Consider the following 26735-nt stretch of genomic DNA (forward strand, 5'->3'; position numbering starts at 1 on the left):
ATTTTCGTCAACTTATTTTACAGCGATTCTCTATTTATAGCTTTATCATCACGGATGTAAATACAGTTTCTGTATCATTATTTTTTTTTGCACAGAATATAGTAAAACGCTATCTTTTGGATGTGCTACTTAATGGTAAGAAAAAATATCACACATAAAAGAGGTATCATTTGGCGGAAAGAGAGGGATTCGAACCCTCGATATGGGGAAAACCCATATAACGGTTTAGCAAACCGTCGCCTTCAGCCGCTCGGCCATCTCTCCTCTTAGCGACATGAGAAGTTTACTACATAGAGATACCATAATCAATCTATTTTATAATAGCTCCTTAGGTAATTTAAAATTTGTTGTTTCATCTGTATAGGTGAAATACTCCACGGTAAGGTAAAAATATTGTGATAATTTTTTTAATAATTTTTCGATTAGTATTTCTGGGGTAGAGGCACCAGAAGTGATGAGTATTGTATCTTTTTCCTTTAAAGAGTGAATAGGTATTTCAGAATTTTTTGATAATAAAATACTATTTATTCCATGTGATAGCATTATTTTTTTTAAACTGTTTGAATTGGAACTCATAGCAGAACCTACTACTATACCATAATCTATTTTATAATTTTTGATTACTTTATTTATAGCTTCTTGTCTATTTTTTGTTGCATAACATATGTCTTTCAGATCTTGGCCTTTTATCTTAGGAAATTTTTCCTTTAGATATTCGATAATTTTTTTTGTCTCATATACTCCAAGAGTTGTTTGTACAACATAATATAGATTTGCATTATCCAATTTTGTTAAATTATCGATATCACTGTTTGAGAATACTACAGAATAATTTTTGTTTATTATTCTCCCAACAGTTCCAACAACTTCTGGATGTTCTTTTTTACCTACTACTATTATGTGATATCCTCTTTTTGCAAAAAGTTCTACTTCAATATGAATCTTTTTTACTAGAGGGCATGAAGCATCTATAGATATCAATCCTTTTTTTTGAGATTGTTCTTCTATCGTATCTGAGACTCCATGTGCACTGAAAATTACTATATTACCTTTTTCTATTCTTTTATCGTCTAAGTTTTGAACGAAAACAATACCTTTTTTTTCAAAATAACTGATTATATATTCATTATGTACTATGTAATTGAATACAAATATTTTTTTATCACTATTTTTTTCTATTACTTTTTCCACTATATTGATCGCTCTAGTTACTCCTGCGCAAAATCCTCTAGGAGTAGGTAATATCACTTTCATGAATTTTTAAGTTTTTTAAATAAATAACAGGGTATAATCTAACATTAATGATGTAAAAAGTATAGTAAACATACTATATTTGATATACCTTTTATATAATATAATTTATGGATAGTTTTAGTTTTCGTAGATGGTGGATTGGCTTAGACAAAATAATATTTATTGCCATATTTATTCTTCTTCTGTCTGGTTTAGTTTTGATTGCCTCTGTTAGTCCTTACATATCTAAAAGAATAGGTCTAACTTCATACCATTTTTTTTATAATCAATTATTTAATGTATGTATTAGTGTATTTTTAATGCTGTTTATATCATGCTTAAATTTCAAAGGTGTTAAAATATTTACCTTTATGATACTGATTATTTCAATTACAACAATGGTTTTGGTTCTATTATTTTTTCCTTCTGTTAAAGGTGCTAAGAGGTGGCTTTATTTATTTGGATTATCAATACAACCTTCTGAGTTCATGAAGCCATGTTTTTTCATTTTGATTGGAATGCTTATAGTGAAAGAAAAATATAAAGCAGTAATATTACTTTATTTGTCCATATTATCTTTATTATTTTTTCAACCTGATTTTGGAAACATAATATTATTGACAGTAAGTTTTTTATCACAAATATTTGTTTCCGGTATATCAATACTTTTTTGTCTGATTATTTCTTTTATTGGTGTTATATCTTTCATATTGGCACTTATTTTTATACCACATGTCAAAATTAGAATAGATAAATTTTTTTCTGGAGTGAGTAGTGCAGGAAATTTTCAAGTCAGTAAATCGTTGGAAGCAATTGAAAATGGAGGTTTTTTAGGTTTGGGGCCAGGAGAAGGGATTGTGAAATATCATTTGCCTGATGCACACACAGATTTTATCTTTGCTGTTGCAAGTGAAGAATTTGGGATATTATTTTGTTTGTTTTTGCTAGGTATTTTTTTCATTGTTATTTCAAGAGTATTTATACATCTTTGGAAAATGAAAGATAGAGCAAAAATTATAATGTTAGTTGGATTGATAATGCAGTTTTTTTTGCAGGTTTTTATTAACATAGGAGTATCTTTGCATATAATGCCAACAAAGGGGATGACCCTCCCTTTTATAAGTTATGGAGGATCTTCTATAATGGCATTTGGAATTAGCTCTGGGATAATTTTAACTCTAACTAGGAAAAGTTTATCAGAAGACTAATAATCTAGGATCTAAGCTTTCAATTGCTTTTTTTATACAATTTTCTTTAATGATAAAATTTGACCATAGATCACTGTAATTTTCCATTTTATCATCTTCTAAATTATATGATTGCGAATTCTGCTTTATTATATCAATTCTATTTTTCTTCCTAAATTTATATTCCATTTTATTCTTAATATTATTAATATCGTACAATTTTTTTTCTTTAGAATAATATTCTATGTATTTATTTTTTACATGGGAGAATATTTCTTGTATCTTATTGCTTGATGTACTATCCAATATATTATGACTATATATAATTTTTTCTATCCTTTTTATTCTCTCATATAGAGTTGATAGGTGTATTCTATTCCATAGACTTTTATCGATTGTATTAAATAAAACATTTTTTAGCATAGTTATTGAATTTTCCCTCATTAATTCATTATTTTGATATTTTATTTTTAAATTCTCTCTGTTCTTTAAGAAGGATATAATAGATTCTATTTCTAGATTAAGGTTATTTTTTATTAAAAATTCTGTAATCTTTTTAAGAGTTATTTCTTCTGTTATATATCTAGATAAGCATAATTTATGAATCTCTTGGCTATCAAAATATGAATATAATATGTTTATTGCTTCTTTTTGTTTATCTGATATCTTTATCTCTGTTTGATATAAGTTTGATATTAATTTGCTGCTGCAATACTTATATATGAAATTTTTATTTAATAAATTTTTTGGCTCAGAAAATTTTAAAATTTCTATTTTTGTTTGTGGAATTATGAATTTTATTTCCATCATGCAATCATCTTTTTGTTGTATCTTTATCATTATGTGCTTTAAGCAATTTGTACATTCTGCCTGATGTATAGTATTTTTTATGATATTGAAAGTTGCTTTATTGCTATCAATGGAAGTATTGATATTTTTTGAAATTTTTGTAAAAAATTCTAGAAAATTATCACTGTGTGTTTCAAAGCTTTTAAGTTTATCTATATTAAATGATATGTTTTCAGTTGGTAAATTTTTTTCTATATTTTCGATAATATAGAACACTGTTTTAAAAAAATGATACGCTTTGCAATATGGACAATGTATCTTTTGCGGAATCAATATAGGGTAATCTATAGTATTGAACATTGATTCAACATCTTTATGTGCTATATCTTTGAGCATTTATTTTTTTAAAATATTATTGATGCTCAATTCTACGCTGATGATAAACAAATATCAATGTTAATTTATAAAATAAAGAAGGCACAAGTGGTTTACTACCGCTTGTGCCTTCTTATTTTTATGCTAGATCTAAAAAAAGCTAAATATGATAGTATAAACTATTAACTTGTTACTCTAGCTATTGTTTGCAATATATTAGCTACAGACTTTTGCTGTATGAGCAAATATTGCGATAAACCTTGATCTGCAGCATCTGCTGAAAGAGTAGCTGTTGTGACTTCCGTCATAGCATCAGCCATATCAATGTCTTCAAGTGTGCTACGAGTACTAATTAGATTTGCTCTAGTATTCTTTAACAACGATTCCTGTTGCGCAAATTTTGAAGATTTTGCTCTTAAACCTGATACTTGGCTTTCAAGTTTATTTATTGATATATTAATGACCTCTAAAGCAAATTTTGCATCTTCTTGAGTAGAAACATTGATAGTTTGACTAACATCATTGCCATTTTCATCTATATATATGGAATTTGGCAACATGCTTGGTAGACTAATTTTTACTATATCTGTCTTAGCATCCATACCAGTCAAGAATTCAACTCCCCCAGATCCATTTGAACCTAATAAGGTATTAAGGGCATCTTGAAGATTTGATGCATCTTTTGTATTGTTCAGAGATATGTCAGATTTTACACCATCTAGACCAATTATGATTTTATCACCTTTTGCACTTTCAAGGACTATATCCTTATTTATTCCTACTATTAGGGTATTAGTAGTTTGGTCAAAAATTCCGCTGTGATCAGTTGATAAATCATTTGAAAAACGCTCACCATTTATCTCTGTAAATATTACAGGTGTTCCATTATCAAATGATACTGTAAAAGCACTACAGTCTGTTTCAGCAAATGTATTACTTTGTAGGAAGATATCTTCTTTACGAATACCATTTAATACTGTTGCAGACATATTCTCATCTTCCAGATTATAAATAGCCCTCTTTTGAGTGAATGTAATATCTTTTAGAGTTTCGTTTAAAGCTGCGCTAAACAATGCAACTTTTTCTTTATAGCCTGATTCAGTTTGAGAACTTAAATCAAAGTCTGTTAAGATAGTTACATTTGCTCCAACTTCTCCATCCTGAGATACAAATTTTATATCAGTATTTTTCGTTATCATACCACCATAAGTTGAATCAGTTGAAACAGCTACAATTTCAGCATTAAAGGTATAGAAAGGATATTTCTTGACATCATCACCTCTGTTAAGCAGATTCATTGTTAATTTCAGTGTTGGACCATCTTCTACAACATTCAAAGATACAATATCTCCTAATATACTAGAATTATATTCTGTAGGTGTTTTGATTTCAGATTCAGATTTTTCAGGTACAAAAGTTTTGTTTAATGCAGTGTCACTGAAGGCAGCAATAATTCTTGTGCCACCTAATGGACCAGCTGGTGTTGTACTCGTTGTAATAGAAAAATCATAAGTTGAAGTATTTATTATTTCTAAATTAGTACCATTTACAGCAGTTGTTAAACCAGCAAACATTGCTTCATTAGCAAATATTGTATCAAACATTGTTTTAGTTGCTGCTTCTGAATCAACTGTCCCACCTGAAGGAATACCATAAACTGGATCAGCAGAACTTGCAGTACCACTATATGTTGGTGCAGCACCAGTAGCATTACCAAGAGTTACCTTAAAGCTACCCATTGCATTTCCGTAACAATCCGTAACAGCAAAGCTTAATGAATCACCGCTTGCATAGCTAGGTAGAGTAGAAAGATCAATAATAGATTTTGTTGCGTAAACACCATCATTTTCAGATTTTATTGAAGCACCTGCGACTGTGGTATCAAAACCACTGGGGGCAGTAGGATCAGATTCAATAGCTATAGATATTGTGCTGCTTAAAAGTAGGTGTAAATCTGTAGTGGCAGCAGTGCCTATATAAGATTTTACCCCATCTAGAGTATTTAAATATTCATTAATAGCCGCTGCCAAAATAGCATCTACTGCTGGTGCTGCCTTAAATTTTATTGTATCACCACTTATTTCATAATCTGGTGTTATACTAGCATCTTCAGCAACCATAACAGCTTTTGTGCTACCGTCTGCCATTTTTATTGACATAAGTTGAGCGCCGTCAGCTGGTGCTGCAGTTATTGCTGTTGTTACATCAAAATACTGCGATACACTTGTAACATTTTGTGCAGTAACAGTAGTACTTGAATCTACAAAATCTGTAGATTTAACAGTTGTCGTTGACCCAGAAGATACTATACCACCACCGCTGGATAATTTTGCTGAAGCTTCGGCAGATGAACCATCTAATACTTGAGCATTCAGAAGCATTATAGTGCCATTTACAGCAACATTTATATTTCCATATTCTTCACCTATAGCTTTAGATTGCATTATAAGCCCAGAATAAGGAAGCATTGATCCTGAGATATCACTAGTGAATGATTTTTGTGAGTAAATATAATTTGCTGCTTCTCCTGATGAAAAACTTTGTAAATACTGAGCTAGTTTTGCTGTGAAATTTGATGCACTTACTGTTGCTAAATCAGCAAAACCTAAATCTGTTTGTGAATTTACAGTAATAGAACCTATTTTTAGAATAACAGGGGTTGTCGCAGCAGCTTGTAGAACAGTATCCGTAAATGATAACATACCCGAAGCATAACCTGTTTGCACATCATTTGTTATTGATACACCAGATATAGAAAGAGTATCGGTTCCATTATCAAATTTATGTACTTCACCTTTTGTATCAAGTTGTGATATACTGTTTAGACCATAATCGTTAGTAGTAGTAGTAGTACCCACACTTCCTATTTTCATGTTACAAGCTTCTATAATTTCGTTTGTTTGTTGAGTTTTTACGCTTAGTGAGGATAATAATTCGCTTTCGTTAGTCCCGTTAAGTACAATAACCGAATCAGAACTTGTGGTAAATTGTAAACCAATACTATTATCTTCAAATCCGTAACCATTTCCCTTTAAAGTAACAGTAGTACCACTTTTCAATAGGTTACCTTTTCCATCAAATGATGCAGTATTAGCATCTTCATATAGATATAATCTTTCACTTGCAAAAGTATTATCTCCAATATTTACAGAAAAAGTAACGTATCTTCCAAGGTCTGGATCAATATCTATTGTTGATGTAAAATTTTGTACTTCTCCATATATTTCATTGAATTTTGTTGCAGCATCTGCAGAGCGATAATTAGTTCCACCAGAAAGAGTCTTAACACTTGATGCCGCTGTGAAGCTTTTTAAATTTCCATTCGTTCCAGCGTTAACACTCGTTCCTGTAAAAGAAGTTCCATCGCTATTTACGTGAAATACTATACCTGATTCATGAACTTTAGCGTCAGAATTCATAGTTTTCACAAAATTTGAAACAGTATCTGAAGCTGCTATGTATGTGAAATTTTTTCCATTAACCGTAATAACATCGCCATCATTCAATATTACAGATCCTGATGTAGCATGTTTATTGCCTATATCATCTACAACTTGGAAATTTGTTCCTTTTTGTATAATAGGGTTATCTGTTATCGTATTGTAAGATTGGTAACTATCAATTGAATTTAATTCAACTGCTTTATTTTGACCTTTTACGGTGCTTAATATAGTTTTTTCTTCATTAGAACCATCAAGCATAGGGATGTTCCCATATTTTGTGGTTGCTATATTAACCATCAAATCTTTCCCATCCTGAAAGTTACTGTTTAAAGAAACTCTCATATCATCTGTTACTGTTCCACTTAGGGCTTGTGCTGCACTATCAAATTGTGTTTTTAAAACATTCAAGCCTTCTTCCATTGTATATATTGCAGATGACATAAAGTCTGATGCTTGACTATTACTTGTTATAGCATTTTCCGCTCTTCCTATATAATTTTCAGTTATAGATGATTGATAACGGTATGAGATACCTTCCGATATTCCTACAAATTTTTTCCCTGAAGCTGTCCTACTAATAGCATCTTCTTGTAATTGCCTTTTTTCATGATAGTTTTTCATTAACTTTGAAGGTTCTGTCCCTATACGGGTTATACTAGTCATTGGCACCTCTTAACTATATAAATAACGAAACAAATAAAACACATATCTTAAATTTTGATAATCAAATATTCTTTATAAGATTATCAATAAAAATATTAAAACATTAATATTAAATTTTAATTAAAAGAAGTATTTAACAGGCAAATTAGAAATGCATAACTTGATATCACATTATTTAAGGTGCTTTTCAGTTAGAAGAATTATTTTTTCTGGATTGATTTCGCGACTATATTCTATTTCTAGCGCTATAATTTCTTTTTTTATTTTTTCTATTTCTGTTTTTTTCTTCAAAACTATGGAATCTTTTTCTTCAATAGCATGCTTTATGTAGAATAGTGATGTGGCACTAACGATTGTCATTATTGATATTATTAGCGCAGATATTTTTTTTAAATTTATATTCATTGTAATTTTCGCATTGCTCTTAATTTAGCTGATCTACTTCTAATATTTTTTTTAATTTCTTCATTTCCTGGTGTTATAGGTTTTTTTGTTATTATTTCAAACTTATTTTTGATTGATTCACTTTCTTTATGTTCTCTTGAATATTTATTTTGTTTTATTTTTTTTACTTTATCTTTGAAAAAATTTTTTACTATTTTATCTTCTAAACCATGAAAAGATATGACCATTATTATTCCATCTTTATTTAGCATTTTTACCATACTAGTGAGACTTGTTTTTAAAATCTCTATTTCATTGTTCACAAATATCCTAATTGCCTGAAACGTTTTGGTTGCATTGTCTATTTTTTTTGTCTTATACGGAAATACCGATCTTACTATGTTTGCTAATTGGGTTGTTGTTTCTATTATACCATTTCTTCTTTCTTTGACTATTTTGGCTGCTATTGCACGATATTTTTCTTCTTCTCCATATATTTTTATTATTTCTGCGATTTTATCTTCATAAAATGTATTAACCACCGTACTTGCATTAATTATGTTATCTTGATTCATTGACATATTTAGAGGACCTTCTTTCATAAATGAGAATCCTCTAGAAGCATTATCAATTTGCATTGAAGATACCCCTATATCCATTATTATTCCATCAATTTTACCTATTAAATCTGGAAATAAGCATTCAATTTCTTGAAAATTTCCTATCTCTAATACGCATCTTTTTTTATATTCGTCTGGCATTTGGTCATAATATTCTTGCGTAGTTTCATCTTTATCTGTTGCATAAACTAAGCTATCTTTTTTTGCTTCTAATATGGATCTTGCATGTCCACCAGCACCAAAGGTGCAATCCAAGAAATTACCAGATTTTTTTTCTTCTAAAATTTCTAAAATTTCTTTAGTTAATACAGGGACATGGGGCATGGTCTATTCATACTTAATTATATATTCATTAATCTAACACATAATAAAATTTTTTCCGATATTAGGTTAAGTCTATTTTATATATTATGGTTTTTCGCATAATTATTGTTTCTATTTTTAGCATAATAATATCATTGTCTTTTGAGGTTTTATTTTTATATAAATATACTAAAAGCTTAAATGATAAATTTATGAAGGGCATTTTAATTGATATTAAGCAGCGCTTTTATGATGAAGTATGGTATAGATATGATCCTATTTTTGATTTTTTGGATGATTATGATTCTATATTTTTGCTCAATACAAAAGAGTTGTTATATGATATTAATTTTTTTGTTGATAGATATTCACTCAATCAAATAACAATTTTTACTAGGAAAAATGATATCATATATTCGTACGATGACTCTTTCTTATATGATCATTTATATTCCATGAAAGATAAAAAATATGATGATTATTTTGGTATTTTAGGAAAAGATAATTATTATTATAGAGATTTATTATCCACCCATACTGCAGTTGATGATATGGATTCTTTTATAGAAATATATAAGCAAAATAGTTATCAAAATTTTCATTTTAAATATTTTATTTATGTAATAATAGCCAATATTTTCATATTCATAGCTATGATATATTTTATTATACGAATTAAAAATAAGGATAAAGATTATCACGCTTTATATGAAAGATATAATCATATCCATGAGAACACTAACAAAGAGGCTGATAATTCTTTATATTTTGCTAATTTATCACATGAACTTAGAACACCCTTGAACTCTATCATTGGTTTTTCTGATCTTATTATTGAAAATAATAATGTTACTGATGAAATAAAATCTTATGCTAATGATATCGTTTCTTCGGGGGAATATCTTTTGAAGATGATAAATCATATGATAGATTTTTATCGCATTGAAGAAGACAGGATAGCCAAAAATTATGAATTGTTTAATGTCAACGATTTGGTAAAATCTTGTATTAAAGTAGTAAATATTGGATCAAAAGATATTAGTATATCTTTTGATGAATATGATTCAGATATCAATGTTTATTTAAATAAAGTGCTGTTGCAGCAAGTTTTGATTAATTTAATTAATAATTCAGTGAAATATATAAATAAAGTACAGGGTAAAATTGATATCATAATTAGTAAAATTCAAGATTCATCAAAGTTTATGCTAGAAATTGCAGATAACGGAATGGGTATTAAAGATAGTGATATTAAGATAGCTATGTCGTTGTTTGGGAAATTAAATAATAAATATGAAGATGATACCCATTCTTTAGGATTAGGTTTACCTCTATGTAAAAAAATAATAGAAAATATGGCAGGGGATTTCATAATTTGTGGTAATTATGGAAAAGGAGTTAATGTGAAAATAATTTTGCCACTCAATGATGGTATAGAAAATAATGATAAGATTTCCTAATATTATTGATATCGATAATTTTTATAGTTCTATTTATGGCAAGAAGCTTTATCATTCTCTGTCTAATTGTATTTTATCAGACAAAGCTTTCTATGATATTGATGAATTTAAACAAGTTATTTTTTTAGGGTATAGTGATATATATCGTAGCACTCTTTCTTTTAAAAAAAGCACCTATGTGAATCATGTGAAATATCAATGTCTTGATGATTGCCGTATTATTACATCTTTAGATGATATTGCTTTGATAGAAAAATCTGGGACTATCGATTATTTAATAGTTTGTCATTTTTTGGAATATCAAAAATCAATATTAGATTCTTTGGGATTTTTATATGATTTTTTAAGTGAAAAAGCTGAATTAATAATTGTTATTCCAAATATGTATGGTTATCTAAAAGAAGGGATATGCTTTAACATAAATACAGATATACTGAAAATTAGGACGCTTATCAAGCAAGTTGGTTTTTTTTACAAAAAAACTAATTTTACAGATGCATTAAATTATGTTTCCAGAAAAATAGGCATTAAGAGCGATCACTACGATATTATCAAATTAACCAAATTAGATCATCAAAAAAGCCAAGATGCTAAATATATAAGAAGCATTGAATTTTGAATAAACAAAATTAGCAAATTAGCCTATAGTAGCCATTATCTGAGCTTCTGCAACAACTATATTTTCACCTTTTTCAGAGATAGTTCGTGCGGTGCAATCAAAAATCTTTGCATTTTTTATTGATCTATTCAACAATGATTTTATGATAAGATTATCACCTGGAAAAACACCTTTGCGAAATATCGCATTATTTATCTTTAAGAAGAATGTATTTTTGCCAGCTAATTCTGCAGAAGAATATATTGCTCCAACGGCTGAAGTTTGTGCCATAGACTCTACAATTAATACCCCAGGCATTATAGGATAATTAGGAAAGTGACCTTTGAAGAACCAACTTTCTTCTTTAACCGCAAAATATCCGTCAGTTTCCACACCAGGATCGACAATCTTTATTTTATCGAGAAACAGAAAAGGATCTCTATGAGGTATTAATTCTTCTATTTTTTCCTTATTCAGAAAAATATCCGTAACAGTAGGCATAAAGTTGTATCTGATAAAAAAATAACTCTATTTGCTATTTGCTTTTATAAACGATTTGATATCCTTATTTGACATAAATCTTTCGGCAATTTTATTTGTCAAATCTACAGTCTTCATGCTGGGATTATCATCATTTTTAAACATGATTGCTGTTTCTTCTATCATTAAATCAATTTTCTCCTCTTTTGCGACATCTTGCATAGAACCTCTAACTATACTCATGATGTTTTGAACTTCAGATGTTATTTTTTCGATTTGTGATTGAGATTTTTGTAATAAATCAGATTTTTGTTTTTCAAATCTCTCATTTTCAGAATTTACTGCTTTGTCATATTTCTCAGGATCTAAAATTCCCTTCTTTTTTTCAATATCGGTAATTTTTTTATCGTGAGTAGTTCGCATTTCAGACATAGATTTCATACTTTTTTCTTCTGTGTCTTGATATCTTCCTTGTATGCTTTTATAGAGCTTATTAAAATTTTCATGCTCTGTTGCATTAATAGTGCCAATTCTGACTTCTGAATGGATTTCAGATGTAACATCCTTTTTTGCCTTTTCTGCATATGCGCTACTTATAGTAAATACGGTCAGTGAAAAAACTACCGATAGAGCAATTATTTTTCTTGAAAATTTCATATTGAGTACAACAAAAAATTACATATAAAGAACATTACAACACATAAGCGATTTTAAAGCAATACTGTATTATAAGACAACTGCAGCTATTTTTGTTTAGCTAGAAATAATGGATTAAGAAGTAATATTTTTTTTATCTATTTTTTAATTTTTCCATGATTGTTAGCACAGATTTATTAAGTTGGGAATCACTCTTAATCGAACAATCAATTTTTCTTATAGAATGTATGACAGTTGCATGATCCCTTCCAAAGCTTTTACCTATTATAGGAAGGCTGTTTTTTGTCATTTTTTTTGCTAAAAACATTGCAATTTGTCTTGGTACAGAAAATTTTTGCGATCTTTTTATAGATTTTATCTCGCTAATTTTAATATTAAAATGATTTGCTGTTTGTATTATTATTTCATCTATCGTTGTTGTTTTATCTGCTGTTCTTAAAAGATCATTTAAGATTTCTTTTGTTGAATCTAGAGAAATTTCCTGTCCGGTTAAAGATGAATGTGCAACAACTTTTTTTAGCGCTCCTTCTAATTCTCTCACACTTGATGTGATGTTTTTTGCAATAAATTCAGTTATTTTATTTGGTATCTTTATTTCTAATTGTTCTAATTTTGATTGCAATATTCCCATTCTTAGTTCAAAAGTTGTTGGATTAATATCCGCTACTAAACCCCATCCTAACCTAGATTTTATTCTTTCTTCAACGCCATTTAGATCATTCGGTGATCTATCAGCTGATATAACTAATTGTCTTTTTTGATCAATAAGGGCATTAAATGTATGGAAAAATTCCTCCTGAGTACTTTCCTTTCCACTGATAAATTGCAGATCATCTATCATTAATATATCCACTGATCTCAGATGATTTTTAAAAGATAGGAGTGTGCGCTCTTTTAAAGAAAGTATATATTTATACATGAATGTTTCTGCTGACATATATATGACTTTCTTATCTTTAAAATTTTTTTTTGTATTCCATGCTATAGCATGCATCAAATGAGTTTTTCCTAATCCCACGTTCCCATATAAAAAGAGAGGGTTGCTATCATTCGATGGATGTTCCATTTCTGATACTCTTTTAGCGGCTTCAAAGGCAAAATTATTAGGCTTTCCAACTATGAAATTACTAAAAGTATATCTAGAATCCAGTATTACTTTGAATTTGTCTTCTTTTGATATCTTATCTATAATATTAGGATCTTTGTCTGATTCTTTATCATTATTGATTATTTTTGAATATATTGATTGTTTATCAATTTTTTGGCTAATATCATGATTTTCGGATTCTAAGTAAGTTATTTGTTCTTTATTGTCTTCTTCTTTTATAACAAAAGTTTCCTTTATCTCTGATTTTGGTTCAGATTTTTTTACTATTATATCTATACTTTTGATCTCTGGGATATGTTTATGCCATAAACGAAGGAGTTTGTCATAATAATTGACCATGATCCAATCTTTTACGAATTCTGTGGGAGCGGCAAAATATACACAATTATTTTTTATTGTTCCCAATATTATGCATTTGAACCAACTTTCAAATGCATCTTTTCCGCATATTTTAAGTAAATCAAGTTGTATATCGTTCCAGATTTTAATAAAATGTTGTTCATCTTTTGTTGCTTTTATGCAAGATTCATCATTTTTATATTCATCTACTTTCTCTTTGGTAGGATAATTTGTTGATTGCTTTATTTCTATTATATCGTGCTTTTTTTTAGTAGAATTAAATTTTATTTCTTGTAATATTTCTTGTACTGTTTTATAAGTTATTACCATATCTTTTGAATTGTAATCCTAATAATTTTATTTTATATGTTTGACAGGGAGGTTCGCTTTCCAACAATTTTCTGTGCCATTATCGAAACCATCTTGCACATTGAAACAATCATATCCTATATTTTGTAAAAGTGTACATACAAATTTTGATCGGACACCAGATTTACAAATAACAAATATTTTTACATCTTTTGAGATATTTTGCTCTAAAAATTTTTCAGTAAAACCTGATTGAAACTTTTCTTCTAGTGGTTTTGTCACATTTATTTCAATCAATAATTTTTTGTCATAATCGGGAGTTCCATAAATATCATGTTCTGCTTTAGACCTAACATCTAATAATATCTTATTTTCATTGCTATTGTCATCGAATAATGATTTTTTTAAATCTAATATATTTATATTTTTAACTGACATAATTCATATATTCATGATTAAATTTATTTTTAACAAAGTATATTAGTCCTATATGTTGCATATAGCAAATAATGTATTAAATTAACATTTTATAATTATTAATTTTTTAATTAATAATATTTGCATTATAATCATCAAATATTTTAGAATATAGGTTAGTTCTTGTATAACGATTTCTTCAATGATAAAAGTCAAAGATTTTTTCACTAATTTCAAAAAAAATATAAAAAAAGATGGGTCTTTTTTAAGTGGAATAGGGTCAATTTTTACTTATTCTGCTAAGCGAAAGATTGATGATGCAATGTTACAAGATATTAAAAGATGCCTTTTGGAATCTGATGTTGGTTCTAAAGCCACTAAAAAGATTATTAATCAAATATCAAAGAAAAAATGCAAAGCTGAAGAATTTGGTATTGATGCATTTAAGAGTCTATTATCAGAAATAATACAGGAGATTGTATCGAATAATGGATTTAATCTTAACATTAATAATGATAATGATTTAACAGTATTTGTTGTTTGCGGTGTTAATGGTAATGGAAAAACAACTACAATCGCAAAAATTGCTAATTTGTATATACAGAACAAAAAAAAGGTAGTCTTAGGAGCATGTGATACATTTAGAGCAGCAGCCAAAGATCAGCTTTTATTATGGTCTGAAAAATTAGGAATAGAATGTATTTACGGTGATAAAATTGATTCTGATCCAGCTAGTGTTGCATACAAAGCTTTGGAATATGCTATAAAAGAAGATGCCGATTTATTGATAATAGATACAGCTGGAAGAGTGCATAATCAAGACAATTTAATGTCAGAATTACAGAAAATTATTAAGGTTATAAATAAGAAAACAGGCAAAGAGATTGATGAAATCATAATGTGTATAGATGCAACAACTGGCCAAAATGCTATTTCTCAATTGTCAGCTTTTAATGATAGAATAGGTGTCAGCAGTGTTATTATTACCAAAATGGATGGTAGTGCAAAAGCAGGAACTATAATAGCTCTGTCTGATACATTTAAATCAATTAATATCGCTTATTTAGGTGTTGGAGAAAATATTGGAGATTTACAAAAATTTGATCCTGTGAAATTCTCTAAGGATATTTTAGATATAGCAGATTAATGTTTAATAATTCAGAGATAAAAATAAGAAAGAAAATTACAGATCATGGGTTTATAACACTTTCTGATTTTATAAATGAAGCATTATATGGACAATATGGTTATTACACTACGCAAGATCCTTTGTCTTATACTGATGGCGATTTTATAACATCTCCTTTGATACATCAGATATTTGGTGAAATCATCGCGATAGCTTGCATGGTTAATTGGGATAAATTGATTAATCGGAAAAAAAGCCTAACTATCGTGGAACTTGGTTCTGGATCCGGCATAATGGCCTTAGATATGATGAATGTTTTTAGGCAATTTAATGATTTTTATTCCTCTATGAATATTTTTCTTGTTGATTGTAGTGATAAAATGAGAAAAATACAAAAACAGAAATTGGTTAATCATCTAGAAAAAGTGACACAATTTTCTTCTGTGGAAGAAGCCATATCTTGTCTTTCTGCCGATTCTAATGTTTTCTTTGTAGCTAACGAATTTTTTGATGCTATATCTGTTAATCAGTATATTTTTAAGGATAACAATTGGTATATTTCTATTATTAAAGAGAATTTTAAGGGAGATTTAATTTTTTCTACTAAACCAATTGATAAATTACCAAAAAGTGATTTTGTGGATTTTCTTCATCCTATAGAAGGCGATATTATAGAATATTCTTCTGGTATTTCTAATACTATTTCATTAATAAAGAAGACGTTGAATATCATGGGTGGTTATGGCTTATTTATAGATTATGGCTGTATTAATAAAAGATGTGTATCAACAATTCGATCTTTTTATAAGAATAAAATTTTACCTAATATTTTTTTTAAAATAGGTTTAAGTGATATAACGCATGACTTAAATTTTAAAATATTTGGCCAATATAAAGATTATTGTACGCAGAAGGATTTTCTATATAAGTATGGTTTAAAGGAGAGAGTAGAAATTTTATCTAAGAAGTGTGATATTCGTGATCGTTATCTTTTATCGCAAGCTATTGATAAATTGACAGCTTCTCATCATATGGGCGAAAAATTTAAAGCTATCGAATTATAAATTTCTATAAAAAATTAAGATTAATAAGAAGAAGAGAAGATTTTTTTCAAAAAAATTTATTTTCTCTGATTGATTTTAACTATTTCTCTTGTAAATTTAAAAAATCATTTTTCATCACAGGGTAGAGTAACATCTATGCATGCCATAATTAATTGATGAAGAAATCTTTAACAGGAATATACAGATGATACTGTATAGATTAATACATTGTTATTTTTAGGTGTGTTTTGGTTATTATTTCAATTAAAGGTTGAAATATGAAAATATATATTATATATTGTCACTGAGTAATTAACGAATTATTTTTATTAATAGTTGATAATATCTACTATTAATTGTTATTATTCTGTTTTATCTTTTATCCGAGTAATTTAGAGGTTTTACAATGAATCTAAAAAATAAAGTGTTACTGGGACTGGCTGCCGTTGCTATGTTTGGAATTTCTTCTCTAAATGGAGTAAGTGCAGCTTCTACGTCCTCTAAACCTTCAAAATCTTCTGGTATGTACGCTGCTGTGTTCTACCAGCCTAGTTTTCTTCACTCAATGACAGTAACAGCAAAGCATGAAGCTAATGCTATTGGTGCTACTGGTATTAATCAAGTTGAGCAAGAATTATCAAAATTCAATTTTAATTGGTTAGGCGGTGGTATCGAAGTTGGATACAAAACCGGTGGTTTTGTAATATCTGGTATGGTTGATATGTCAACTGCTACAGAAGTAGATGTTGAAGGTGATGATAATAAATATTTGGCAATTGGTAGTGATGTGAAAGCTGCTGCTAGTGAAAGTAACTATTTCCTGAAATTGCATGACTATAGAAGTGCTTTCTTTGGTATCTTAGCAGATTATGAATTTGGTATGGGTTCCATGGCTCCTTTTGTTGGGGTAGGTGCTGGTATGGAATACACTAAACTGACTTTCCTAGGAGGGCTTGATAATTCTGAAACTACTGTAACGGAATATCCATTTGCTGTACAGGGAAGAGCAGGTATATCTTATGATATGGGTTCTGGTGTTCAGCCATATGCTTCTTATACTTTTAGATATGTCTTTGAAAAAGAATTTGAAACTACAGTTCCTGAATACGCTATAGATGATGCATCTAACATTGCTGACAATGGAAAGGCTAAGTTCACTTTGAATAGTGCAATGAAAAGTTTAGTACAAATTGGTGTTAGATTTACTTTCTAAAAACAATCTTAATCAAGGGAGAGTATGTCATATTTACTTCCCTTGATTTCTTTTTATTTTGAAAAAAATTTTCTTTGATGTAGGTGTTGGATCAAGAAATACCTATTCTTTTGAAGTCAAAGTTTTTTTTATTATCTTTTAAAATTAGGGTGATGAATGTGTTTGTAAAACATTTACCTTTCGCCTTTAATTCTCTTTTTGTTCTTTAATATAAACTAAAAATTATTGTATTTAGGATATATCTAATTCATTTTTTATTTATCAGCAAAAGCTGTTTATTGATCTTATCAGATGAAAAGAATTAGTATTATATTTTCTGTTTTTTTATTAACAATTAATAATATTGAAGCTGCGATAGTGCAGAAGAAGAGTAATATATATTCTGAGATATTTTATCAATATAGTATTATGAATGACATTAGTGTCTCTATTAAAGATTCTAAATATAAGGATAAAATTATATATGATACTGCCGTAACAAAACAAAGTATAGATGAATCTCTTTTGGGATTTGGCTTTGAAGTAGGGTATGAATCTGGTGATATGTTTTCTTTCGGTATTATTTTTGATCATAGAGAGCACGGTTGTTTTACTAATAATATAAACAGCAATAATAAAGATTCTTCATCTGAAGGAATATCTGGTTTTTTTAATAATGATAATACATCTTCATCCAATGGTAATGATGAAACTACAAAAACAAGAGGATATAAATTAACTTCAACAAAATTGATTGAGCATACTCCTGCTGATGAAGATACTGATACACCACAAAAAGATGTTTTCAGAGATAAAAATAGCTATATTGATTCGATAAGCAAAAATTTTATTGGCTTGGTATCTGATGTTAATTTCCATATTAGAGAACACAAATTAACACCATCATTAGGTTTAGGGTTGGGTGTGAATCGCACCGCGGTAACATATAATACTATCGATTTTTACACTAATAATAGTAGTAATTTTACAACTGTTACTGCTTGGCCATTAGCACTATTAGCGCGTGCTGGGATATCTTATGATTTTAGTGAAAACTCTTATATTTTTACACGCATTGCAATTAATTACACTACAGAAAAAAATTTAAGCGGTAATGTATTTGTTGATGAATTTGAGAGAGTGATTGAAGATAATGAACTTAAATCAAATACTCCTAAAGGAACCATAAATAATCAAAAATCTGCTTTTTATGGAGATTTTTCTTATCAATTTCAGTTAGGAATAGGGTTTATGTTTTGAATGGTATTAATAAGTTAATATTATTCTTTTATAATTTTCTCAGGTTATGGTGTAATGTTATGGGCGGATGAGTAGAAAATCGTTTGCAGTTTTACTTGTTATCTTTTCATATTTGATACAATCAGAAATTAGAGCTGATTCGCTATCAAAAGATATGTATTTATTTCATTCTAATGCTTTTGCACGCGTATTTTTAGGTGTGAATAACATCTTTAATGATAATTTAAACGAACGTATTGCTTTTGATACTAGTCAATATAAGGGAACAGAATATACAAAAGTTAATTCTCCATTTTTTGTATTTGGAGGAGAGGTAGGTTATATGTTTGACCCTTTATCTATTTCTTTTCAATTAGATTATGCAAAACTGTCTTGTTATGAAAAATCATTAAAGGATGATGGTAGTTTTATAGTACCTCAAACCGGTACTGATGTAGATCTTACTGGATTAAGAATTAAAAATATGTATGACCTTCATTTTTCAACTAATTTCAACTTTACATTTAACATGTCAGGATGGATTTATTTTATTTTGGGGGCAGGAATAGGGTTTGATAGTATATATTTTGATGCTTTTGATGAATCTGATAGTTCTTTCAAAGCTACTTATAAATCTATGCCGCTTTCTACACAACTTAATTGTATGATCGGTATTAAATCTAGTGGAGTATTAAATGTGTCTCCTTATCTTGGTTATCATTTAAAACATACTTATAAAACAGAAATCGATTTTAAAGACCCTTCCATGAATCCTATGCTAGAAGATAGCAAGGACAGAAATCTTACTCTAGCTGATATGAATAATACGAATTATCACGCATTTGTTATCGGGTTGATGATACATCTATAATTACACATACAGTGATTTTCTTTTATTTAAAAATCCCTTTTTTATAATTTGACGCGTTATCTTTTGATTAATTAATGTATATTTTAATATACTATTTGACTAATCATATTTTTTTTTATATTTATAATAATATAAATTTAAAGATAAAAATAAATTAATAAGGTATATTTTAAAATATGAAAATAAAAAGAAGATTATTAAGAAGTCTGTTTTTGGTTACTATTATGAGTGTTGTATCTTTGACAACAGTTTCTGCTGCTTCTAAAAAAGCAAGCAGTGATGGTATGCAAGTAGACATCTTTTATTCTCCAAGTATCGTTAATAATGAAATTGTTATAAGCAATCCTGAGGGTGTTAATGGATTGGCAAAAGCCATCAATCTTAAAGATAATACAAATATTGCTTGGTTAGGTGGTGGAGCTAAAGTTGGTTACAAAATGGGTGATATTACTATTTCTGCTGTTACTGATTACCGTAAAACAGATTATTACTTAGATAATGAAAATACGGATTTACTTTATAAAGTACTAGGTGGTACTATTATTGATAGTATTCCTAGACTACCTAAAACAGCTACAGAAGGTGCTTATTATATTGGGTTAAAAGATATTAGTAAGTGGTACACTGGAATTGATGTTGAGTATGTAATAGGCATCTCTAAAGAAATATCAGCATCTGTTGGTATTGGTGCTGGTGTAGAGTATGAATCAATAAATATTCAATATGCAACTCCAGAGAATGTAAATAGTACTGCTGAAACTAAATTAACAGCATTGCCTTTTGCTATGCAAGGTAATGCAAGTTTTGGTTATGAAGTATCTCCTGGCATAACTCCTTATGTTGGTTATACTCTAAGATACGCTCTTGAAACAGATTTAAAACCCAAAGACGATGCTATAAAACTCCTTGGAATTGGTGATGGAACTGGAAAAACAGTAACGCCAGCAGAACTTCCTATGAAGCTTCAAAGTGGCATCGATCATATTTTAAGAATTGGTGTAAATTTTGCTTTCTAATTTCTCTTTAACTGAGATTATTATTTAGGTATTCTAGACCCGTGTTGTATATATCAGCGCGGGTCTTTTTGTTATGAATTATTTAAAAATTCTTACTTACTTAAAAAGTATTACTTTGGGTTACTATTTTTTATAATTTAGCGCATAATCCCTTGAGTAGACTAGGATCAACCCTCATATTTATTTGACCTATCATATTATATTATTTTATAATAGATGTGTTTTCTTGCATATCTTAACATGATGCAAGTTAGATTTAGGATTCAAAACAAACTGATAGGGGTATTTTTATATGAAAATAAGAAACAGGTTATTGGGAAGCCTATCCTTGATTGCTGTTATGGGCGTTGCATCTTTGGCATCTGTCTCTGACGCGTCGGCATTAGCTGCTTCTGGGAAATCAGGTAGCAAGGGTGTGCAAGTAGGCATCTTTTATTCTCCAAGTATATTTAATGGTAAAATTGATATAAGCAGTCCTGCGGGATATACGATACAAGGTGATACGGATGAATTTACACAAACCGTTGATTTTAAAGACCACACAGACTTTTCTTGGTTAGGCGGTGGAGCTAAAGTTGGTTACAGAATGGGTAACATTGTTATTTCTGCTGTTACTGACTACCGTAAAGCGGATTATTACGCAAATAAAGATAACAAGGATGCTGCTTATGCTATAAGCGGAAAAGATGGCGACTTCAGTAAACCTAGTGTGCCATCAGGTAGTGATGTAGATAGTGGTGGGCTAAGTGAGCTAGAAAATGTTGCTCCTAAACCAACTGATGCTGCTGCTTATAAAATTGACTTTAAAGATGTTTCTAAGTGGTACAGCGGAATTGATGTTGATTACATGGTAAACCTAACTAAAGGAATGTCAGCTTCTGTAGGTGTTGGTGCTGGAATGGAATATAATACAATAAATGTTAAGTATTCTGATAAAAAAGGAGGATCAATAAACCTAAAACCACCACTTGCTGCTCCTAACGTGGAGGCTAAGTTAACAGCATTGCCTTTTGTTATGCAGGGTAATTTAGGTTTTGGCTATGAAGTAATGCCTGGGATAACTCCTTATGTTGGTTATACTCTAAGGTATTCTTTTGAAACTGATTTTGATTCAAACAGCCTTGCTGTGCGTCATTGTTCAGAAGATAAGATCTACACAGATGATCCCGACGCCAGCAGCAACAACACGGTTGATAAAGATGGTAACTGGCTGACAAGTCACCCAGATCCGAACAACGACCAAACTAAAACAACAAATCTTCCTATAAAACTTAAAAGTAATGTTGACCACATCTTCAAAGTTGGTGTAAACTTTACTTTCTAATCTCTCTAGTAGAGATTACTTGCAAGATATTTTTAGATTCGCGTTGTATTTTTCTCCATAATAATATTCAACGCGAATCAGTCCTTTATTTCAAAATTCTTGTTCATCTTTGCTTTTTTTCATCAAATTATCCTCAATTTCCTAATTAATAGGGGTCTATCCTAAAATTTGTTTGACAAATCATTTTTGTTTGTTTTATAATGGCTGCGTTTCTTGTATATGCCAATACAAGTCTAGATTTGAATCAAAAACAAACTAATTGAGGTATTTTTTAATATGAAAATAAAAAACAGATTATTAAGAAGCCTATCCTTGATTGCTGTTATAAGTGTTGTATCTTTGACGTCTGTCTCTGTTACAACAGCTTCTGCTGCTTCTAAAAAAGCAAGCAGTGATAGTATACAAGTAGGTATTTTTTATTCTCCAAGTATCATCAATGATAAAATTGATGTAACCAATCCTAAAGAGGTTAGCGCTAACGATTTAACAGGCACTATAGATTTTAAAGATCACACAAAATTTGCTTGGTTAGGTGGTGGAGCTAAAGTTGGTTACAAAATGGGTGACATTGTTATCTCTGCTGTTACTGACTACCGTAAAACAAATTATTACCTAGATAAAGATAATGTGGATATTCCTTATCAAATAGATGGTGGTAATACTCCTACTCTACCTGCAGCAGAAGGTATTGGTGCTTATCTTATAGATTTTAAAGATGTTTCTAAGTGGTACACTGGAATTGATGTTGATTATATAATAGCTATATCAAAAGAAATGTCAGTAGCTGTAGGTGCTGGTGCTGGTATGGAATATAATACAATGAACATTAACTATTTTAAAGCAAATGATACAGGTGATGACGCTGTGCCAGCTGAAGCTAAATTGACAGCTTTACCTTTTGCTATGCAAGGTAATGCAAGTTTTGGTTATGAAGTAATGCCTGGGATAACTCCTTATGTTGGTTATACTCTAAGGTATTCTTTTGAAACTGACTTGAAACCAAAAGACGATGCTGTAAAACTTGCTGGCAGTTTTGTTGGTGGTAAAGTAATTTCTGTAGACCTTCCTATGAAGCTTAAAAGTAGCGTTGACCACATCTTCAAAATTGGTGTAAACTTTACTTTCTAATTTCTCTCTAACTGAGATTATTATTTAAGTATTCTAGACCCGTGTTGTATATATCAGCACGGGTCTTTTTTATTTATTTAATTTGCTTTTTTTTGCTTTTTTTTTTACTTTTTTATATTTATATTCATAAAATAGCATATAAATTTCTAATCAGTTGAAATTAATCCTAATATTTGTTTGACTAATCATATTTTTTTGTTTTACAATAAATGTGTTTTCTTGCATATCTTAATGCAAGTCTAGATTTGAATTAAAATTAAAAACAAAACTAATTGAGGTATTTTTAATATGAAAATAAGAAACAGGTTATTAGGAAGCCTATCCTTGATTGCTGTTATGAGTGTTGTATCTTTGGCATCAGCTTCTGCTGCAACAACTTCTGCTGCTTCTAAAAAAGCAAGCAGTGATGGTATGCAAGTAGGTATTTTTTATTCTCCAAGTATCATTAATGATAAAATTGATGCAACTGCTGAGGCTGCTGGCGCAGAAGTAAAACCAATAGACCTTACAGGTAACACAAAATTTGCTTGGTTAGGTGGTGGAGCTAAAGTTGGTTACAAAATGGGTGATGTTGTTATCTCTGCTGTTACTGACTACCGTAAAACAGATTATTACGCATCTGATGATAACAAGGATCTACCTTTCCCTGTCCCTACTGCTACTGCTACTGCTACTGATGCTGGTAAGATTGAGAGCTTTGTAGATGTTAGTAAATGGTACACTGGAATTGACGTTGATTACATGATAGCTATATCAAAAGAAATGTCAGTAGCTGTAGGTGCTGGTGCTGGTATGGAATATAATACAATGAATATTAAGTATGGTACTACTGATACTACTGGTGCTGCTATCTCCGCAGACGCTAAACTAACAGCTTTACCTTTTGCTTTGCAAGGTAATGCAAGTTTTGGTTATGAAGTAACTCCTGGAATAACTCCTTATGTTGGTTATACTCTAAGATACGCTTTTGAAACTGATTTGAAACCAAAAGACGATGCTGTAACACTTAACACTAATCTTGGGCTTAAAGAATTAAAGCTTAAAAGTAGCGTTGACCACATCTTCAAAATTGGTGTAAATTTTGCTTTCTAATTTCTCTCTAACTGAGATTATTATTTAAGTATTCTAGACCCGTGTTGTATATATCAGCACGGGTCTTTTTTATTATTAAATATATTTGTTTTATAATATAACTTTTCAATTTATAGTAGAAAATCTCCTTTTATTTTAACTAAAATAAAATATTTTCAATTTATAGTAGAAAAATATTTTTTGTGTTGATTTTTTTGGGGAACTATAAATGAGAATTAAACATAAAGTAAGAGGATGCCTTACGTTATTGGCAGTTTTTTGTGCAACATCTTTTAGTTTAAGCGAATTAAATGCTGCTGATAAAGCTATAAATAAAAAGAAATCTGGTATGTATATTGGAGGCTTTTATGCTCCCAGTAACATGATGCTTCCTAAAATTAATACTAGTGGTGATAGTGGATCATCAAGTGCTGGTGGTGCATCTATAAATATAGATGATAGTGTAACTCCAGCTTTACCTGCAACTGGAACTATAAACTTGCCTGGAGCATCTGGAGGCAATGGTGGAATTTTGCTAACAGACAAAAGTGAATGGGCTAATTTAGGAATAGGAGGGGAAATTGGATACAATTTTGGTAACTTTTCTGTAGGAGCATTAATAGATTATAGAAAATATGAAGATGATTCAACCAGTAGTGATAGTGGTACTTCAGATGCTGGAGGAACAAGTGTTACTACGTTGTTTGAAGCACATGAAAGTGCTGGTAACATTGACCCTTTGGCCTATGATACTAATCATGTATTTACAGCTATTCCTTTAAATATACAATCAATAGTAAATGGTACTTATACTGGTGTAGATAATAGAGCTGTACGCTATGTAGATAGCGGTGCTGATGGCGGTATAACAAATAATACTTTGAATATAATTGATGTAAAAGATAGTGGCGAAAGTGTAAATTCTGGTGGAATTTTAAGTAGTGGAACTGGAACGGACTATGATATAACAAATTCTGATGGTTTTGTTAGTAATGGACAATTAGGACAAAGTGATAGTATTAACGGAAGATTATTGGGCTTTAAAGCTGTTTCTACTGGAACTACTACTAGTGTAAAAATAAGCAAGATGGAAAAGACATTCTTAGGTGCTGTTGCTGATTATAATATTAATATTAGTCCCAAATTTACAGCTTTTATAGGTGCTGGTGCTGGTGTTGATATTGTCAAAGGTACTACAAAAATTACTGGTGGTGGAACTACTAACATTTATGCTACTAAACAAACTGATCCTATTTCTGCATTTGAAGCAACAGGTACAGATGCTATATATAAATTCACTCCAGAAACTCCTGAAGGTTTAATGATATATAAATTAGCAGGTAGTAGTGAATATATCCATGAAGGACAAAAGCATCCTTCTGCTACAAATAATTATGCATTAACTTATAAATTAAGTGGACCTGTTGCTCTTACAGGAGAAAATGGGCCTACAGGTACAGCAAATTCATTACTGGTTGCTAAGTACTCTGAACCATTTATGCTAGATGAATCAAAATTACCTGCACATAATATGCAATTGGCTGATGAAGATTATGATGATGCTACGCTAATTGGAACTTATACTTTTTCAGATATAGATGTATCAAAAGATTTTGATACTAGCGTATTTGCTATGCAAGGTAGAGTAGGTATTGAATATCGTATTTCTGATTCTATAGCTCCTTATGCTACATACACTGCTAGATACAGTGCATCAAAAGATATTACCGTTAATTTAGATAATAATTCATCTAGTGATGGTGCTCTTGGTGTATTAGATATAACTAGTGGAGAAATTGCTCCACATACAGTTAACATTGCTCATACAAATTGTGATCTAACTGTACAACCTGGTGATCTTGCTAATATATTGCAAACTCCTGTAATGGCAGATACAGTAACATCTACGGTAGATACTACTAACAAAGTAACGATAACTGTTCCTAGTGATAACGGTACTATGCGTAATACTACACCTTCTTCGGTAGGCGACAAAAGCGTTAAAGTAAGCATACCTAATGCTTTAGACCATGTGTTTGCTATAGGTGTTAAATTCTATTTTTAATATCTAATCAATATTTTTTATGATAATACACGCAATATTATGATACGAATATTGCGTGTTTATATTTTTTCCATATTTCTTTGATAGGATATCCTTATATTTATCAAAAAATTTGATGATTAGCATGGATATTCGTACCCAACATTTTAAATTATGTATTTATAGGTATTAAATTCTATTTTTAATATCTAATCAATATTTTTTATGATAATACACGCAATATTGTGATGTGATAATTATGAATCCAATTTTTCTTGATTTTTAGATAGATATTCTTGAATTTTGCTAGTAA

The 26735-nt window shown here is 29.7% G+C and carries 22 protein-coding genes and 1 tRNA gene; 13 read left to right on the forward strand and 10 right to left on the reverse strand.

The window, feature by feature from the left end; all coding sequences use genetic code 11:
* Nucleotides 1-171: 171 nt before the first annotated feature.
* Together GUI12_02400 and ispH are read right to left on the reverse strand one after the other, a co-directional pair.
* A tRNA-Ser gene (locus tag GUI12_02400) sits at nucleotides 172-264 on the reverse strand.
* A 51-nt stretch (nucleotides 265-315) separates the two neighbouring features.
* Nucleotides 316-1254: a 4-hydroxy-3-methylbut-2-enyl diphosphate reductase gene (gene ispH, locus GUI12_02405; protein ID UAT42994.1), complete on the reverse strand. Its 939-nt coding sequence runs from the start codon at nucleotides 1252-1254 to the stop codon at nucleotides 316-318.
* Between the two features lie 107 nt (nucleotides 1255-1361).
* On the opposite strand from ispH, the gene GUI12_02410 reads away from it, so the two are divergent.
* Nucleotides 1362-2441, forward strand: a complete 1080-nt coding sequence (locus GUI12_02410; protein ID UAT42995.1) for an FtsW/RodA/SpoVE family cell cycle protein — start codon at nucleotides 1362-1364, stop codon at nucleotides 2439-2441.
* On the opposite strand, the gene GUI12_02415 is transcribed toward GUI12_02410, so the two are convergent.
* The 4 genes from GUI12_02415 to rsmH form a co-directional block, all read right to left on the reverse strand.
* Complete coding sequence (locus GUI12_02415; protein ID UAT42996.1) at nucleotides 2430-3605, reverse strand: hypothetical protein; 1176 nt, start codon at nucleotides 3603-3605, stop codon at nucleotides 2430-2432. The genes GUI12_02410 and GUI12_02415 overlap by 12 nt on opposite strands.
* Before the next feature lie 161 nt (nucleotides 3606-3766).
* Nucleotides 3767-7690 (reverse strand): hypothetical protein, encoded by a 3924-nt coding sequence (locus GUI12_02420; protein UAT42997.1) that lies wholly within the window; start codon nucleotides 7688-7690, stop codon nucleotides 3767-3769.
* A 171-nt stretch (nucleotides 7691-7861) separates the two neighbouring features.
* A complete protein-coding gene (locus GUI12_02425) occupies nucleotides 7862-8095 on the reverse strand; it encodes a hypothetical protein (GenBank protein ID UAT42998.1) in 234 nt (77 codons plus the stop codon).
* Entirely contained in the window at nucleotides 8092-9018 is a 927-nt protein-coding gene (gene rsmH / locus GUI12_02430; GenBank protein ID UAT42999.1) for a 16S rRNA (cytosine(1402)-N(4))-methyltransferase RsmH, read from the reverse strand. The genes GUI12_02425 and rsmH overlap by 4 nt, the downstream gene beginning before the upstream one ends.
* An 86-nt stretch (nucleotides 9019-9104) precedes the next feature.
* Between rsmH and GUI12_02435 the strand changes: the two genes are divergently transcribed.
* Together GUI12_02435 and GUI12_02440 are read left to right on the forward strand one after the other, a co-directional pair.
* Nucleotides 9105-10457, forward strand: a complete 1353-nt coding sequence (locus GUI12_02435) for a HAMP domain-containing histidine kinase (protein UAT43000.1) — start codon at nucleotides 9105-9107, stop codon at nucleotides 10455-10457.
* Nucleotides 10441-11076, forward strand: a complete 636-nt coding sequence (locus GUI12_02440) for a hypothetical protein (protein ID UAT43001.1) — start codon at nucleotides 10441-10443, stop codon at nucleotides 11074-11076. The genes GUI12_02435 and GUI12_02440 overlap by 17 nt, the downstream gene beginning before the upstream one ends.
* A gap of 18 nt (nucleotides 11077-11094) precedes the next feature.
* Here GUI12_02440 and GUI12_02445 read toward each other — a convergent pair whose 3' ends face one another.
* The 4 genes from GUI12_02445 to GUI12_02460 form a co-directional block, all read right to left on the reverse strand.
* Nucleotides 11095-11556: a beta-hydroxyacyl-ACP dehydratase gene (locus GUI12_02445; GenBank protein UAT43002.1), complete on the reverse strand. Its 462-nt coding sequence runs from the start codon at nucleotides 11554-11556 to the stop codon at nucleotides 11095-11097.
* A gap of 27 nt (nucleotides 11557-11583) precedes the next feature.
* Nucleotides 11584-12192 (reverse strand): hypothetical protein, encoded by a 609-nt coding sequence (locus tag GUI12_02450; protein ID UAT43003.1) that lies wholly within the window; start codon nucleotides 12190-12192, stop codon nucleotides 11584-11586.
* A 133-nt stretch (nucleotides 12193-12325) separates the two neighbouring features.
* Nucleotides 12326-13969, reverse strand: coding sequence for a chromosomal replication initiator protein DnaA (gene dnaA, locus GUI12_02455; GenBank protein UAT43004.1), 1644 nt, complete (start codon nucleotides 13967-13969; stop codon nucleotides 12326-12328).
* Between the two features lie 27 nt (nucleotides 13970-13996).
* Nucleotides 13997-14386: a hypothetical protein gene (locus tag GUI12_02460; GenBank protein UAT43005.1), complete on the reverse strand. Its 390-nt coding sequence runs from the start codon at nucleotides 14384-14386 to the stop codon at nucleotides 13997-13999.
* 181 nt (nucleotides 14387-14567) lie between these two features.
* Here GUI12_02460 and ftsY point away from each other — a divergent pair, with 181 nt between their 5' ends.
* The 10 genes from ftsY to GUI12_02510 all read left to right on the forward strand — a co-directional run bounded on the left by ftsY (nucleotide 14568) and on the right by GUI12_02510 (nucleotide 26443).
* Nucleotides 14568-15512 (forward strand): signal recognition particle-docking protein FtsY, encoded by a 945-nt coding sequence (gene ftsY / locus GUI12_02465; GenBank protein UAT43006.1) that lies wholly within the window; start codon nucleotides 14568-14570, stop codon nucleotides 15510-15512.
* On the forward strand, nucleotides 15512-16558 hold the full coding sequence (locus tag GUI12_02470; protein UAT43007.1) for a hypothetical protein: 1047 nt from the start codon (nucleotides 15512-15514) through the stop codon (nucleotides 16556-16558). Before ftsY ends, GUI12_02470 begins: the two co-directional genes overlap by 1 nt.
* 385 nt (nucleotides 16559-16943) lie before the next feature.
* Complete coding sequence (locus GUI12_02475; GenBank protein UAT43008.1) at nucleotides 16944-17750, forward strand: P44/Msp2 family outer membrane protein; 807 nt, start codon at nucleotides 16944-16946, stop codon at nucleotides 17748-17750.
* A 291-nt stretch (nucleotides 17751-18041) separates the two neighbouring features.
* Nucleotides 18042-18989 (forward strand): hypothetical protein, encoded by a 948-nt coding sequence (locus GUI12_02480; GenBank protein ID UAT43009.1) that lies wholly within the window; start codon nucleotides 18042-18044, stop codon nucleotides 18987-18989.
* A 67-nt stretch (nucleotides 18990-19056) separates the two neighbouring features.
* On the forward strand, nucleotides 19057-19839 hold the full coding sequence (locus GUI12_02485; GenBank protein ID UAT43010.1) for a hypothetical protein: 783 nt from the start codon (nucleotides 19057-19059) through the stop codon (nucleotides 19837-19839).
* A gap of 176 nt (nucleotides 19840-20015) precedes the next feature.
* Nucleotides 20016-20855, forward strand: a complete 840-nt coding sequence (locus GUI12_02490) for a hypothetical protein (GenBank protein ID UAT43011.1) — start codon at nucleotides 20016-20018, stop codon at nucleotides 20853-20855.
* Nucleotides 20856-21147: 292 nt separating this feature from the next.
* A complete protein-coding gene (locus GUI12_02495) occupies nucleotides 21148-22179 on the forward strand; it encodes a hypothetical protein (protein ID UAT43012.1) in 1032 nt (343 codons plus the stop codon).
* A gap of 276 nt (nucleotides 22180-22455) precedes the next feature.
* The gene (locus GUI12_02500) at nucleotides 22456-23307 is read left to right on the forward strand and encodes a hypothetical protein (protein ID UAT43013.1); all 852 of its coding nucleotides are present in this window, start codon (nucleotides 22456-22458) and stop codon (nucleotides 23305-23307) included.
* 288 nt (nucleotides 23308-23595) lie between these two features.
* Nucleotides 23596-24399, forward strand: coding sequence for a hypothetical protein (locus tag GUI12_02505; GenBank protein ID UAT43014.1), 804 nt, complete (start codon nucleotides 23596-23598; stop codon nucleotides 24397-24399).
* Nucleotides 24400-24607: 208 nt separating this feature from the next.
* Nucleotides 24608-26443 carry a hypothetical protein gene (locus tag GUI12_02510; GenBank protein ID UAT43015.1) on the forward strand — a complete coding sequence of 612 codons (1836 nt, stop codon included), beginning with the start codon at nucleotides 24608-24610 and terminating at the stop codon, nucleotides 26441-26443.
* Nucleotides 26444-26735 lie beyond the last annotated feature (292 nt).

It is taken from the genome of Anaplasmataceae bacterium AB001_6, assembly GCA_020002265.1.
Taxonomy (GTDB): domain Bacteria; phylum Pseudomonadota; class Alphaproteobacteria; order Rickettsiales; family Anaplasmataceae; genus AB001-6.

What these genes read in the sequence shown, in the direction of transcription:
- ispH (UAT42994.1), bottom strand. Translation starts at nt 1,254, where the DNA reads ATGAAAGTGATATTACCTACTCCTAGAGGATTTTGCGCAGGAGTAACT.
- GUI12_02410 (UAT42995.1), top strand. Translation starts at nt 1,362, where the DNA reads ATGGATAGTTTTAGTTTTCGTAGATGGTGGATTGGCTTAGACAAAATA.
- GUI12_02415 (UAT42996.1), bottom strand. Translation starts at nt 3,605, where the DNA reads ATGCTCAAAGATATAGCACATAAAGATGTTGAATCAATGTTCAATACT.
- GUI12_02420 (UAT42997.1), bottom strand. Translation starts at nt 7,690, where the DNA reads ATGACTAGTATAACCCGTATAGGGACAGAACCTTCAAAGTTAATGAAA.
- GUI12_02425 (UAT42998.1), bottom strand. Translation starts at nt 8,095, where the DNA reads ATGAATATAAATTTAAAAAAAATATCTGCGCTAATAATATCAATAATG.
- rsmH (UAT42999.1), bottom strand. Translation starts at nt 9,018, where the DNA reads ATGCCCCATGTCCCTGTATTAACTAAAGAAATTTTAGAAATTTTAGAA.
- GUI12_02435 (UAT43000.1), top strand. Translation starts at nt 9,105, where the DNA reads ATGGTTTTTCGCATAATTATTGTTTCTATTTTTAGCATAATAATATCA.
- GUI12_02440 (UAT43001.1), top strand. Translation starts at nt 10,441, where the DNA reads ATGATAAGATTTCCTAATATTATTGATATCGATAATTTTTATAGTTCT.
- GUI12_02445 (UAT43002.1), bottom strand. Translation starts at nt 11,556, where the DNA reads ATGCCTACTGTTACGGATATTTTTCTGAATAAGGAAAAAATAGAAGAA.
- GUI12_02450 (UAT43003.1), bottom strand. Translation starts at nt 12,192, where the DNA reads ATGAAATTTTCAAGAAAAATAATTGCTCTATCGGTAGTTTTTTCACTG.
- dnaA (UAT43004.1), bottom strand. Translation starts at nt 13,969, where the DNA reads ATGGTAATAACTTATAAAACAGTACAAGAAATATTACAAGAAATAAAA.
- GUI12_02460 (UAT43005.1), bottom strand. Translation starts at nt 14,386, where the DNA reads ATGTCAGTTAAAAATATAAATATATTAGATTTAAAAAAATCATTATTC.
- ftsY (UAT43006.1), top strand. Translation starts at nt 14,568, where the DNA reads ATGATAAAAGTCAAAGATTTTTTCACTAATTTCAAAAAAAATATAAAA.
- GUI12_02470 (UAT43007.1), top strand. Translation starts at nt 15,512, where the DNA reads ATGTTTAATAATTCAGAGATAAAAATAAGAAAGAAAATTACAGATCAT.
- GUI12_02475 (UAT43008.1), top strand. Translation starts at nt 16,944, where the DNA reads ATGAATCTAAAAAATAAAGTGTTACTGGGACTGGCTGCCGTTGCTATG.
- GUI12_02480 (UAT43009.1), top strand. Translation starts at nt 18,042, where the DNA reads ATGAAAAGAATTAGTATTATATTTTCTGTTTTTTTATTAACAATTAAT.
- GUI12_02485 (UAT43010.1), top strand. Translation starts at nt 19,057, where the DNA reads ATGAGTAGAAAATCGTTTGCAGTTTTACTTGTTATCTTTTCATATTTG.
- GUI12_02490 (UAT43011.1), top strand. Translation starts at nt 20,016, where the DNA reads ATGAAAATAAAAAGAAGATTATTAAGAAGTCTGTTTTTGGTTACTATT.
- GUI12_02495 (UAT43012.1), top strand. Translation starts at nt 21,148, where the DNA reads ATGAAAATAAGAAACAGGTTATTGGGAAGCCTATCCTTGATTGCTGTT.
- GUI12_02500 (UAT43013.1), top strand. Translation starts at nt 22,456, where the DNA reads ATGAAAATAAAAAACAGATTATTAAGAAGCCTATCCTTGATTGCTGTT.
- GUI12_02505 (UAT43014.1), top strand. Translation starts at nt 23,596, where the DNA reads ATGAAAATAAGAAACAGGTTATTAGGAAGCCTATCCTTGATTGCTGTT.
- GUI12_02510 (UAT43015.1), top strand. Translation starts at nt 24,608, where the DNA reads ATGAGAATTAAACATAAAGTAAGAGGATGCCTTACGTTATTGGCAGTT.